The following is a 12586-nucleotide window of genomic DNA, read 5'->3' on the forward strand; positions in this document are numbered from 1 at the left end:
CATAAGAATTTCATTTAGACATAAGGGCCTAAGACCTTCAAAGCATTAAAGAATTTCATAAGCCCTGATTTCTAAAATAAATTCTTTTGAAGTTTTTGGAATATAGTTCCCTTTTTTGAAAATTTCGAAACTATTCTCATATATATATTTTTGGGCAGAGGTCTTTTATTTTACTCCTGACCGAAGTACCCCCAACTTCGTAAATAGCTCTCACTAATTCAACTCACTTCCGACCGAAGTATGCATCGCTTTATACATATCTTCCACCAATTTAGCATGCTCCCGACCGAAACCCACTTTATGAGAAATCCCTATGTTCAGAAGTCTGTAACTACAAAAATGGACAGATGATGATCTCATCTGCCCTGCTTTAATTTATTCAATTGTTCTTTCATTTTGTTATTTAAAATTAGTAATTGATTGCCTTTAAGGCTGCGTTTAGGTACTGCTCCTGAAGGGTTGTCCAAAACAAACGGGTTCTTTCTTTGTTTTTCTTTCAACATGTTATCCCCCATTCAACTATGGATTAGTGCTTGACTTCAAAGGGATCTGTACCACTCTTCTTAACGTCTTTTTGATTATAGAAAAAATCAGCTTCTTTGCCCTACAGAATATTTGCAATTTAAATTGTTCTTTTTGACGATTTTAGGTGTTAAAAATCCCTAAGTGTATTCAAGCAGGAAAAAATCTAAATTCCAAAAAAAGAAACAGAAATGGTGAAAAGCAATAGAAGATTATATACTGAAGTATCAATTTACGATGATGATAACAGAAGGAAGTGTTTAATGACCATATATTAATTAGAACATCAGACTGTAATCTGTGTCATGATAAGGATTTTTGATGAGGGTGACGAATTAAATATATCTCTATTTGATTTGTAGTGATTCTATAAAAAACCTTGTAGGGATCTGATTTACCAATAGAAATCAATACTATTCGCAGGTCTACGGGTAAACGGTTAAATGGCGGCTTTTAAGTACGGTGCAATTCCGGGCTAATTCAATATTGTCTCTTCAATCATCTAATTCTAACAATGAAAGGATCGCTGATTTTCTCCATGCAATTTTCATTCTTCAGCTTTTTAAAATCCTTTTGATTTCCTTATCTGAAAGCACAGGGTTGTCTTCACTATTCAAAGCAGCGCTTAATCGCTTTTGTTCTTCAGGATCTGTCACTTCATAGCAATCTCCATTGTCTACATTTTCTACTTCCATAAGTAAAAATTTTCGTTTCCCTACTTGAATGTATGAGTGACCTGACTGAATCGCTTTTTTTATGTCATCTTGCTCAATTCTGATTGGTTCCATTAACATCACCTACTTTAATTTATTTAGCCCTATTATACACCAGCTACTGAATGTAATAAATATAAAGGGACGTTAATCTCGTGCCACTATAGAAACAAACTGTTAAAAAAATATTAAGTGCTTATCCATATCAATTCTATTATTCGAACTACGGCTTTTTTTGTGCTTTCCAAGATAAAGTGCAGGAGTGAGGATGGAGAGGAGCAATCATGCCTGCTAATGGGAGATATTATCCCTCCACTACACCCCCCTCTGTCCCCTTGTCACATAAACCCCTCCCTACCCTTAAGGAAGCAAAACAACCTTCCCTAATTTCCCGGCTTTTTTAAAATACTCTTGAGCTTCCCGTGCCTGCTGCAATGGAAAGGTACGATCGATCACTGGTTTGATTTTCCCATCAGAAATAGCCCCCAGCATCCGTTGAAACTCTTCTCTTGTCCCTAACACTGAGCCATAAAGAGTAATATGCTTTAAGTATAGAGTTCGGAAATCAAGCTCAGTCTTCTGACCGCCGGCAGACCCGGAAGTACAGAATTTCCCGCCTTTTTTCAAAACCTCCAGGGAAGTGGAGAACAAAGCATCGCCCACAACATCTACTACCGAATCAATGGGACCGCCATTCACCTCCAGGATTTCTTGGGCAAGGTCTGCTGACTTATAGGACACAACATGAGACGCTCCAAGGTCTTTCATCTTTTCCGCCAGCGCTAAATCTCCCACAATCGCAATGACCTTTGCACCAAAGACCTTCGAAGCGATTTGAACATTCAATGAGCCGACACCGCCATTTGCCCCAGTAACCATGACAGTCTCCCCAGGCCGTACGTTCACTTGTTCTACCATATGCCAAGCGGTTAAACCACTGACTGAAAAGACTGCACTTTCAATAAAATCTGAGAGAGGCATGTCAAAACAAAGCTTAGCAGGCCACACAACATATTCTGCATATCCGCCATCATATTCCGACCCTATGAAAGACATATCTTCTGAAATATGTTCAGTCCCAGGGTCTCCGCTTGAGGTGAACGGGAAAAGAACCACGTCTTTTCCTATCATCCCTTCAGCTACATCTTTCCCTGTCCCTATGATCGTTCCGGTAATATCAGAGCCGGGAGTACGTGGAAATTGAACTCCTTCAGGCCGCCAGCCAGACTTGGAACCCTTTCCGTAAGCACCTTCCCTCATCCAGATTTCAGTGTTATTTATCGCACATGCTTTTACTTTAATCAGCACTTCATTTTCTTTAGGCTGTGGTATAGGTACATTAACAATTTCTAACTTATCAAGACCGCCATATCCAGTAACTTGCACAGCTAACATCAGTTGTCCTCCAACCTTCTTTGTAGTTATCAATGTCCACTTTCTATTATTTTTTGCTGAGATGATTTTTATGCATGAAGCGCAGCAAACAAGCTCAGGGGATATGGATGAGTTCACCTGCATCTTTCTATAAGACAACAAGAATGAAATATTTTTTTTCAACATAACCTGTTTCACATTAAAAAGATTTAAATATGCCCCTTATCCAGCTGAATAGAGGGTTTTTCTTTAATCTTAAGGAAATAATGGGGTCAGACCCCTTTGTCCCTCAAATCAACTTGACTCCTGCAAAACTAGTACGCATGTTGGGAAATATTACTCCTGGAACGGTACTGAGCGCAATAATATCTACTTCGTCCCCTTCCTCCAAGGAGACAATTTCACAAAGGTCGGTAATACCCGCAATTCTTGCATTGGCTCCAGTAAAATCCACTTCAAAATCCACTGCGACTCCGTTCACTCTTAATTGCATGACAAATTCATATTCACTCTCAGATTCATCAGGTAAAAAGAGAAGAGTTGAAGTAAATAAATACACACCTTTCTTCTTTGCCACGAAGGTGGATGCAGCCTCATCATATTCGTTGTTTAAATCAAACAGTTTATCATTAAAGGAAACTTCGTAATTCATAAGACTGTTCGGTATGAGGGTTTCTGTATTTTTGAGAGCTCTAAAAGCGGACTTATTGTCCTGGTTTCTATCATGAGATCCATTTATATTAATATTAATCACAGGATTTCCAATGACAGTCAGATACTCGATATCGTTGAAAGTTGGAGAATTCTGATGTTCTTGTTTTTGTATCGATTGATTTTTATTTTCGAGCAATCCATTTAATATTGAATTGATTTTTTTATCCTTCATTCGTCTCACTCCTTAAGGGATTGTATTCAAATGGAATGAAAATACCAACTAGTAATCTTCTCTTTTATTTTATTCATAGAATAGTAAAAGCGTTTGTACGCTTACCTTTTATAGTAAGTGTTCCTAGCTCAACCCCTGGAAGGTAAACACATGAAAAGGATCATATTTCCTGATCACCAATTGTGCCTGGTCATACTTCCCTTTTAAGTAATTAACCGATTGGGTATAAATTTTGAAAATTGGTGGGACGTTGAACCTTTGTCCCCCTTTTTCAAGTGTGATATTTATCACATCTTTTTACTTCATATTCTTTTAATATAGGGGTGGGGGTATTGCAAAAACTTAAAAGGAGCGGATAATATGAATAAAAAAATCGTTATTATTGGCGGAGTTGCCGGCGGAGCTTCAGCGGCTGCCCGTTTACGCAGATTAGATGAAACATCCACTATCGTTATGTTTGAAAGAGGAGAACACATTTCCTTTGCTAATTGCGGATTGCCATATTATATCGGAGAAACTATTCTAGAACGTGAAAAGCTGCTTGTCCAAACGGTTGAGGGCATGAGCAAGAAGTTCAACCTGGACATTCGTAACTTAAGCGAAGTGACCAGCATCAACCGGAATGAAAAAAAAGTAACCGTAAAAGATTTAAAAACAAACAATGTCTATAAGGAAGATTATGATGTGCTTGTGCTTTCACCGGGTGCTAAACCAATCATCCCCCCAATTCCCGGCCTGAAAGAAGCGGATAATATTTTTACACTTAGAAACATTCCGGATACCGACAGAATCAAAAGCTATGTAGATGACCAGAACCCAGACAAAGCAGTAGTAGTTGGCGGCGGTTTTATCGGACTTGAAATGGCGGAAAATCTTGCTCATCGTGGAGTAAATGTGACGCTTGTTGAAATGGCCAATCAGGTCATGGCCCCTGCTGATTATGAGATGGCAGCTATTGTCCACAAGCATCTTCGCGATAAAGGTGTTACTTTGATCCTTGAAGATGGAGTGAATTCTTTTGAAAACAATGGTAAGAAGGTCATTTTGAACAGCGGAAAAGACATCTCAACAGACATGGTCATACTTTCTATTGGTGTGAAACCGGAAAGCAGTCTTGCTGTAAATGCTGGTCTTTCAGTCGGTGAGCGCGGAGGAATTCTTGTTAATGAATATATGCAAACGAATGATGAAAGTATCTTCGCACTTGGAGATGCTGTTGAGGTAAAAGATTATATTAGCGGCAGTGCTGCAATGATTCCTCTTGCAGGGCCGGCCAACCGCCAAGGACGAATAGTCGCAAATAATATTTATGGCAAAAAAGAACCTTATAAAGGAACATTAGGAACAGGAATTGCGAAGGTATTTGATTTAACTGTTGCCACAACAGGAAACAATGAAAAAACATTGAAACGGTTAGGGAAAGAATATAAAGCAGTTCATATCCATCCTGCTTCCCATGCTGGGTATTACCCAGGGTCACATCCCATAGCACTAAAGGTGCTCTTTGATCCTGAAAACGGAACAATCCTTGGAGCACAGGCAATTGGGGAAGATGGAGTCGACAAGCGAATTGATGTTATTGCTACGGCAATCAAAGGTAACTTGACGATTTATGATCTCACTGAAATCGAACTGGCTTATGCCCCTCCTTTCTCATCTGCTAAGGATCCTGTTAATATGGCGGGATATGTGGCTGCTAATATGTTGGATGAAGGTATTCAGACAATTCAATGGCACGAAATTAATTCAATAGTAGAAGCGGGCGGTCTCTTGATTGATGTTCGGGAACCAAATGAAAGAAAAAATGGCTTCATATCTGGATCCATTAACATCCCCCTTAGTGAGCTTCGCGACCGTCTTACAGAGTTTCCGAAAGATAAGCCGGTGTATGTATCCTGCCAGGTTGGATTGCGCGGATATCTTGCAACCCGGATTCTTGCAGGTAATGATTTTGATGTTTTTAACCTTGATGGAGGCTGGAAAACGTATTCAGCTGTATATGGTGGAGAATAATATGGCAGGCCTTCTTTTAAGGAGGGCCTGCCATATGTATGTTTTTTTACAAAACACCAGCTTAGGCAATCACTACATAATTACTATAACAGGAGACCGATGAAGAGATAAATGAAAGCTCTAACGCCAAATAATCCCCCCCTAAATTGATGTAACCTTGTGTGAAATGTTTAAAAAACGTATTGTTAAGAAAAATAATTGAACACTAATAGTTTATTGAAGCAGGAATTAGGATGAAGAACACAAGAAACTACCAGCTATAACTCTTGCGTCAGGTTTTATGTCAGGCTCAACTAGAACAGCCAGTGAGGAGTAAATTGTGATTAAAGAGGGAGACACCCTTTGGGGCATTGCCCACGATGATGCCCAAGATGCTGCTTCAAATGAAAATAATGAGGAAGACAACAATGCCGCTAATAATACAGAAATCAATGATACAGAATCGAATAATGAGCAGAACAATTCATCACTAACACAAGTTGATGAAGAAGAAAGAGAAAATGACGGTGAAATGATGAATGACTATCAAGGTAAGTAAGATCGATATTCTGTTTCCACTACAATAATTATGATTGGTACAATTCACCGAGCATTTTACATTACAAATATAAAAAGAACAGGAGTGATTTCACTGCTGTTCTTTTTAATGCACAGGTCATAGAGTTCCGGGAAGGATAGGTCTTTTCCCAACGGATCATTCCCCTAAATGAAATAAACCTTCTACTCTAATCTCCTGCACCGTCATCTTCCAACTTGAAGCTGCCAGTCATTTTTCTTGCTCTTTATAGTCCGGCACAATTTTTCCGAGAAGACGCCAGAAGGACCGGTCATAATTAAGGTGAAACATGTGGCACATTTCATGAACGACTACCTAATCGAGCACTTCCTGGGGAGCCATGTCAAGCTTCCAATTGAATGTCTTTATTGGGCATAATTCTAAATTAAAATTGTAAAAATTTGGTGGGACAATGAACCTGTCCCTGTGTCCCTATATAGCCGTTTAAATCTGAAAAATAATAAAATAGCGGAAAGGCTTTCCGGGACAAACTTCGTTTGGATTTCATAAAATATAGAAGCGTTCGAAAGGAGGTTTTTTAAATGAAGAACTATAATCAAGGTTTTTATTGTGAACTGGAACTGCCACCGGAAAGTTGTACCGGCGTTTACCCCCCTCCAACTCCAACTCCGCCCCCGGCCACTATGGTCTCTGATGAAATTTGCGGAAATATCAATCAACTTTGCGATGGTGTACCTGTTGAGTACTGGAAAGCCATGTTAGTGGACGAAATGGTCTCAGGTTCGATCAGTGTTTTTAATAGAAGTGGATGCATCATTACTGTCAGGGCCCGAACAGGAGGAGGGAATTTAACGACCCTTTTTACTATTGAACGGAGCGGACAAACGAAGTCGGCCAGCCTTGGTGCATTTTCTTCTTTAGAGATAAGCTGCAGCGGTGGAGAGTCACAGATATGCACTGGAAGTTACTGTATTAACGTTCACTATCCCAAAGGTTGTTGAAGTAATAAGAGAACAAGGCAGAACTGGTCCTGCCTTGTTCTCTTCTATGAAAAATTCTTTATCTCAGAAACCTTACATAAGGAGAGTGCTATAAAACGATTATTATCTCTAACTTTGATAATTCCTTCTCCTGTCTCCAAAATAATCGTATTTTGCAAATTATTAAAGGCCGGTCCCAAAACATCAACATCCGCTTCCGTAATCTCGTCAAAAAACTCCCGGACCGGCCTTTCGCAGCAGTCACATTCTCCTCCGCGTCCACCGACCGGAGCTGGCATCAAAGTTGCAGTTTGCACTTCAGGTGCTTGTACACCAACGACGAGACAGATAGGAAGCGCAATTACAGCGCTTCCTTGTCTGAACGTAACAATGAAATCATTTACACTATTAATGACAGCATTATTGTATTGTCCGTTAGTATTATCGATTGTACCTATACTGACTGTTCTTCCCACCAGCTGCCGCAGCACATTTTCCATGGGGCCAACACAGCAGTCACAGATATACGCTTTACGATCCTGATCTGGACAACAGCACCCTGTATTAGAATGCTCCATTACATGACCTCCTTATTAAATAAAGAAGAGGCGGGTATATCAAATCAACCGAAGTCTTGAGGTTCAAGAACATCATAATGAAGATCGATACAATATTTACCACGGCATACATTTTGAACTCCACCATCGGCTCTACATTGAATCGTAACATCAACAGGATTAAGAACGGTAAGTGAACGAGTATTTGATGGATATACAGTAAAAGACTCCACCGTGTTATTTCTTTTCCTTACATTTATTGTTACTGCTCTATCACAACCTGAATCATAATAAACACTTACTGTGGCAGCCGTTTGAGCTCCAGCATCGAAAAACCCATCCCCTAATCTCCAAAGAGTATTAACATCAACATTATCACTATTACACGGAATAGCAAAGTTACCACAAAAACTATCGTTGACTATATCACCAATAACAGTTTGATCAGGACAACAAGCACTGCAATTACCCACAAGTATCACCTCTTAAGAATTTATATTACATTTTCATACTATGTTAAAAAATGGTAGGTGATTGGACAAACTCCTTAATTTAAAAGTTTTTTCAAGGGACAGGTCCCTTTGCAGTCATTTCAGACGAGACCATATTACTACCGGAATCAGTATAAGAGATAAAAGTCCTCCAGCCAAAGACAACATAGAAAAGCTTGAGTTTGCTACTACCATTCCGGACAAAGCACCACCAGAGGCTCCAGCTAAAGCAATAAATACATCTATTGTTCCTTGAGTTTTCGCCCTGGTTGATGGATCTGTTGAATCAACAATTTTAGCTGTACCGCTAATCAATCCAAAGTTCCAGCCAATCCCTAATAAAGACAAAGCAATAAGCATGAAAACCATTGAATCCCCAGGTGCAACGGCAGCCAGCACACCCGACAATAGAAGGGTTGCACCGGACGCAATTGCCATAGGAGTCCTACCTGCTTTATCAACCAGAATCCCAGTAATGAGTGAAGGAAGATACATGGAACCAATATGAACACCAATGACAAAACCTATTGCACCCAGACCATGGCCATGATGTTCCATATGAACAGGTGTCATCGTCATAATAGCTATCATGACCATTTGTGTAAGAATCATAACAACAGCACCAACGGTAATGCCTCTTTTATTCCGTTTCTCTTCTCGGTGGGTTATTAAAGATTCATCATCAGCTGCCAGATAACTTCTGGCTTCAAGCGGAGTCATTGATTTCAGTAATAAAAAGGGATCGGGACGGAGAAAGATAAATATGACCATACCAGCGATAATGAATGCCGCCGCTGACAAAATAAAAGGTCCAGCCAAGGCGGGAATTCCTAAAGAATCAGCAAAGTCTCCCATTACACCCACTAAATTCGGGCCGGCAAATGCACCGAAAGTCGTTGAAACCATTGCAATACTTACAGCCGTAGCTCGCTGGTTTTTCTTGGCTAAATCTGTTCCTGCATAACGTGTCTGCAAATTTGTTGCTGTTCCTGCTCCATAAATGAGCAAGGATAATAATAAAAGCAACACACTGTTAACTATAGCCGCAATCACTACGCCAATTGCTCCTATGCCCCCTGTAATGAAACCAGTGGTTAAACCGGTGCGCCGGCCATATCGCTGAGAAAGCCTGCCTACGATATATGCTGCAGCAGCTGATCCAAGAGTAAATAGAGCTGCAGGCAATCCTGCATAGGCTTCTGTCCCCAACATTTGCTTTGCAAGAAGTGCTCCGACAGTAATCCCCGCGGCCAGTCCTGCCCCTCCAAATAGTTGAGATATACTTACGATAATTAACGTCCGCTTATATAATCTTCTCTTTGCATCAGGTGATTCAGTATAACTTTTCTTCAACGCTTCATTGGACATGTTATCTCCCCTCCTCTCCACTGCGGTAAGTTAAGTAGATTAGCGTTTTAGTAATAAAAATAAGATATTGTTTAACTCATTGCTTGTGTTCTTTCAGTTAGTGATTCTGATAGTAATAAAGGAAGTACTCGCCTAATTTCATTTTAAAGGGCTTCGATTAATTAGTGAAATGCATTATTATTATATTTATAATGCAGTTAGCGTATTATATAAAAATAAAGCAACAAAAATGTCGGTTGCTTAAAAGCTTTATAACACAGAAGTTTTGGCTATGATACTTACTTCACCTTTTTTCAATGATCTCTGACAGGTCGATCGCCCCTTTTTCAAAAAGTTTTATATTTTCGAAGCACATTATATTATGCAATAAGAAGTTCGCAGGAAGTCATCTAGAAAATCACCTTATACTGTTGAAAGCAAATCATGGACCAGAAAAGAATGAAAAGAGAAAACGTTTGAGGACCTTATAAAGATTACAACAAAAGATTGACTGTAATCTGCTTCAACTTTAATTGATTCTATAATAAAATTTTTTATCACAAGCAACAATTTTATAGAATAGAGTCCCATACAATATAAAATTTAAAAGCCTGATTCCTCAGTGTGAAAATTGAGAAATCAGGCTTTAGTTTTTTCACTGAAAAGCGAACTTGTTTCTAAATGTAATCGAATTATTTCTCTCTACTTACATTCTCTTTCTAAGATATTATGACAATAATTTGATATTTGGTAAAAAAGGAAGGAAGATGCAACTGTCCCTCTACCTCTTAGAAAATATTCAACTAGTACTTCCTTTACATTGTTTAGAAAGTATAGGTAACCTCTCCTGACCCTTCTAAGGGGGGATGTCTGTCCAATCCTCTGTGAAGATCTGCGCATATGATAGGAATATGTAGACATATTACCATACAGTAAAAGGAGGAATCATATCTAAATGGGAAAATTATCAACCGGACCGATTGAAAATCGCCTTTCCAGTGGAGTGAGACCCACCCAACAAGTGACCGCCAAATTCATTAATGAGAATCCAGTAAATTCTTCTACCGTTCTGGTTCAGGGATATTACTTGAATGGCTCGAGGACACAGTATGTGTTAGAGACCATTACTCTCTCTCCTAATCAGGTTTTTACCAAGGATTATTATGCAAACTTCAATGGATATCTGTTTACCTTTACTATAGAAGGTGCAGCAGCAGAAAATACCCGAATTTCTTTTTGGGGAAAGAATGCAGGTGGACAAATCATCGCCTCTTACCGTCTAGTATCAGATGAACTTGAAAGTATCCAAACCAGCATAACGGATGCCCTTGCGTATGGATCCCTATATGGCTCCCCGGAATATTCATTATCTGTCTCAGCAGGAGAAAAGTTGATTTTCAGCAAAATTGGACCATACTCTGGAATGACACCTAATACAATCAATAATGAAATAGAAATCGGCCATTCTGGCGTTTACACAATCGCAGTGAGCTTCGGTGCCAGATCGTTATTTCCAAATCCTGAAGATTCAGTGTTCAGTATCTATATTAATGAAGAGGAAGAAATCAACAGCCGGATGTTCTTCAGAACAGATGAGCCCTTGGAGATTGACAATATTTCAAAAAACATTCAGATATTGCTGAATGAGGGAGACACGGTATCGATCAAAGCTGTTTCAGCTCCCCCTACCGTTCAGTACATCAATCCATCACTTGTGGTCACACGGATTGTTTAGGTAGCTGTTCTAAAAAAAAGAGCCACGTAAGCGGAAAATATCACTGCTTATCTGGCTCTTTTGGGTGAAGGTCTAAAAAAGAAAAGGACTTTTTTCATTCACCTTGAATATTAAAAACTTAAACAAAAAACAAAATAGTCTTCAGTTAAAGAAATAAGTGGCAGCTCTTATCCTTCTGAGATATTCAATTGACATTGCCCGTTTGATAAGCACCAATTTATATCCACTTTATCCATTTATTCGAAGCACAAAATCCCCCTATCCAACAGAATAAGGGGATTCTCCATTCCTTAAGCCTTCACCTCAGCACAATCCTCAAAAACCTCAACCGCTTCCTTCACCGAGTAATTCTCATGCACAATCGAATGAATGGCCTTCATCATGGCTAATGGGTGGTCCGACTGCCAGATATTGCGTCCCATATCAACGCCTGCCGCTCCCTGAGCCATCGCGTTATAGGTAATGTCTAGAGCTTCCTGGATCGTATCGAATTTTGGCCCGCCCGCGATGACGATCGGAACCGGGCACTTGCTTGTCACCTGCTCGAAGTCTTCACAGTAATAAGTTTTTACGATATCCGTTCCCATTTCTGCCAGTACTCTGGATGCAAGCGCTAAGTATCTGGCATCTCTCTTTTCGAGTTCCTTTCCTACAGCCGTAATCCCGAGGACGGGCAGGCCGTAATCATGTGCATCCGTTACGGTCTGCGCTAGATTGTTTACCGTTTTCGTTTCATTTTCCGAACCGATGAATACGGACACCCCGACTCCAATGACATTGTGGCGCAGTGCTTCTTTTACAGAAGTCACAATTGTTTCGTTGGAAAGGTCTTTTAAAACAGTCGGCCCACCTGATACCCGCAGGACCATCGGTGTTTCCGTATCTTCCGGGATACAGGCAGCAAGCGTGCCTCTTGTTAAGTATAGGGAGTCTGTGTATGGAAGCAGGTCCTTGACGGTTTCTCCCGGTTTCTCAAGTCCATGGACAGGTCCAAGGAAATAGCCATGATCGATGGCGAGCATGACAGCCCTTTTGTTCGGTAAAATTTTATTCAAACGGTTTTGAAAACCCCAGCTCATAAGCAAACACTCCTTTAATTGATTGTTGGTTTATCTATGACGATCGAATCGTTCTCCCCGATATGGGGTGACTTGACGAAGACGGCCTTGAAGTTATGATTGGATGTATTGATAAGATAGTGGGAATCATGAGGCCTGCATTGAATCATATCACCGGGCTTTGCCGGGACACGGCTGTTATTTATATAAAAATCGATTTCACCTTCCAGGATGTAAAAGATTTCTTCGCAGGTTGTGTGATAATGATTGGGAAAGTCCTGACCTGGCTTCAGTACAACAACACCGATATCAACATTGGGGCCTTTTGTTAAGTACTTCGGGCCATTGTCTCCGAATCGGTATTCAAAATCTGACTCGTTCACTTTCTTCATC

General features: G+C 40.0%; 13 protein-coding genes and 1 pseudogene. 4 read left to right on the forward strand and 10 right to left on the reverse strand.

Annotated features, from left to right (window positions below; translation table 11 throughout):
* Positions 1-356: 356 nt before the first annotated feature.
* The 4 genes from B9Z54_RS24770 to B9Z54_RS08895 form a co-directional block, all read right to left on the reverse strand.
* A complete protein-coding gene (locus B9Z54_RS24770) occupies positions 357-500 on the reverse strand; it encodes a hypothetical protein (RefSeq protein ID WP_162785145.1) in 144 nt (47 codons plus the stop codon).
* A gap of 576 nt (positions 501-1076) precedes the next feature.
* Entirely contained in the window at positions 1077-1316 is a 240-nt protein-coding gene (locus tag B9Z54_RS08885) for a hypothetical protein (protein WP_162785146.1), read from the reverse strand.
* 279 nt (positions 1317-1595) lie between these two features.
* Positions 1596-2630 (reverse strand): zinc-binding dehydrogenase, encoded by a 1035-nt coding sequence (locus B9Z54_RS08890; RefSeq protein WP_113928048.1) that lies wholly within the window; start codon positions 2628-2630, stop codon positions 1596-1598.
* 268 nt (positions 2631-2898) lie between these two features.
* Complete coding sequence (locus tag B9Z54_RS08895) at positions 2899-3495, reverse strand: C1q-like domain-containing protein (protein WP_113928049.1); 597 nt, start codon at positions 3493-3495, stop codon at positions 2899-2901.
* Between the two features lie 360 nt (positions 3496-3855).
* Between B9Z54_RS08895 and B9Z54_RS08900 the strand changes: the two genes are divergently transcribed.
* Positions 3856-5508, forward strand: coding sequence for a CoA-disulfide reductase (locus B9Z54_RS08900; protein WP_113928050.1), 1653 nt, complete (start codon positions 3856-3858; stop codon positions 5506-5508).
* Positions 5509-5827: 319 nt separating this feature from the next.
* Positions 5828-6046 (forward strand): hypothetical protein, encoded by a 219-nt coding sequence (locus B9Z54_RS08905; protein ID WP_113928051.1) that lies wholly within the window; start codon positions 5828-5830, stop codon positions 6044-6046.
* Positions 6047-6274: 228 nt separating this feature from the next.
* Here B9Z54_RS08905 and B9Z54_RS08910 read toward each other — a convergent pair.
* A pseudogene (locus B9Z54_RS08910) lies at positions 6275-6427 on the reverse strand (M48 metallopeptidase family protein); the annotation flags it as partial.
* A 179-nt stretch (positions 6428-6606) separates the two neighbouring features.
* Between B9Z54_RS08910 and B9Z54_RS08915 the strand changes: the two are divergent.
* On the forward strand, positions 6607-7026 hold the full coding sequence (locus B9Z54_RS08915) for an S-Ena type endospore appendage (protein WP_113928052.1): 420 nt from the start codon (positions 6607-6609) through the stop codon (positions 7024-7026).
* 44 nt (positions 7027-7070) lie between these two features.
* Here B9Z54_RS08915 and B9Z54_RS08920 read toward each other — a convergent pair whose 3' ends face one another.
* The 3 genes from B9Z54_RS08920 to B9Z54_RS08930 all read right to left on the reverse strand — a co-directional run bounded on the left by B9Z54_RS08920 (position 7071) and on the right by B9Z54_RS08930 (position 9421).
* Positions 7071-7583 carry a hypothetical protein gene (locus B9Z54_RS08920; RefSeq protein WP_113928053.1) on the reverse strand — a complete coding sequence of 171 codons (513 nt, stop codon included), beginning with the start codon at positions 7581-7583 and terminating at the stop codon, positions 7071-7073.
* 44 nt (positions 7584-7627) lie between these two features.
* On the reverse strand, positions 7628-8035 hold the full coding sequence (locus tag B9Z54_RS08925; RefSeq protein WP_113928054.1) for a DUF3992 domain-containing protein: 408 nt from the start codon (positions 8033-8035) through the stop codon (positions 7628-7630).
* Positions 8036-8149: 114 nt separating this feature from the next.
* Positions 8150-9421, reverse strand: a complete 1272-nt coding sequence (locus B9Z54_RS08930; protein WP_113928055.1) for an MFS transporter — start codon at positions 9419-9421, stop codon at positions 8150-8152.
* 934 nt (positions 9422-10355) lie between these two features.
* Here B9Z54_RS08930 and B9Z54_RS25245 point away from each other — a divergent pair.
* On the forward strand, positions 10356-11135 hold the full coding sequence (locus B9Z54_RS25245) for a hypothetical protein (protein ID WP_205207694.1): 780 nt from the start codon (positions 10356-10358) through the stop codon (positions 11133-11135).
* A 290-nt stretch (positions 11136-11425) separates the two neighbouring features.
* On the opposite strand, the gene lsrF is transcribed toward B9Z54_RS25245, so the two are convergent.
* Both lsrF and B9Z54_RS08945 read right to left on the reverse strand, forming a co-directional pair.
* Positions 11426-12214: a 3-hydroxy-5-phosphonooxypentane-2,4-dione thiolase gene (gene lsrF, locus B9Z54_RS08940; RefSeq protein WP_113928056.1), complete on the reverse strand. Its 789-nt coding sequence runs from the start codon at positions 12212-12214 to the stop codon at positions 11426-11428.
* A gap of 14 nt (positions 12215-12228) precedes the next feature.
* Positions 12229-12585, reverse strand: a complete 357-nt coding sequence (locus B9Z54_RS08945) for a cupin domain-containing protein (protein WP_113928057.1) — start codon at positions 12583-12585, stop codon at positions 12229-12231.
* Between the last annotated feature and the right edge of the window lies 1 nt (position 12586).

It is taken from the genome of Bacillus sp. P14.5, assembly GCF_003316765.1.
Taxonomy (GTDB): domain Bacteria; phylum Bacillota; class Bacilli; order Bacillales; family Bacillaceae_B; genus Rossellomorea.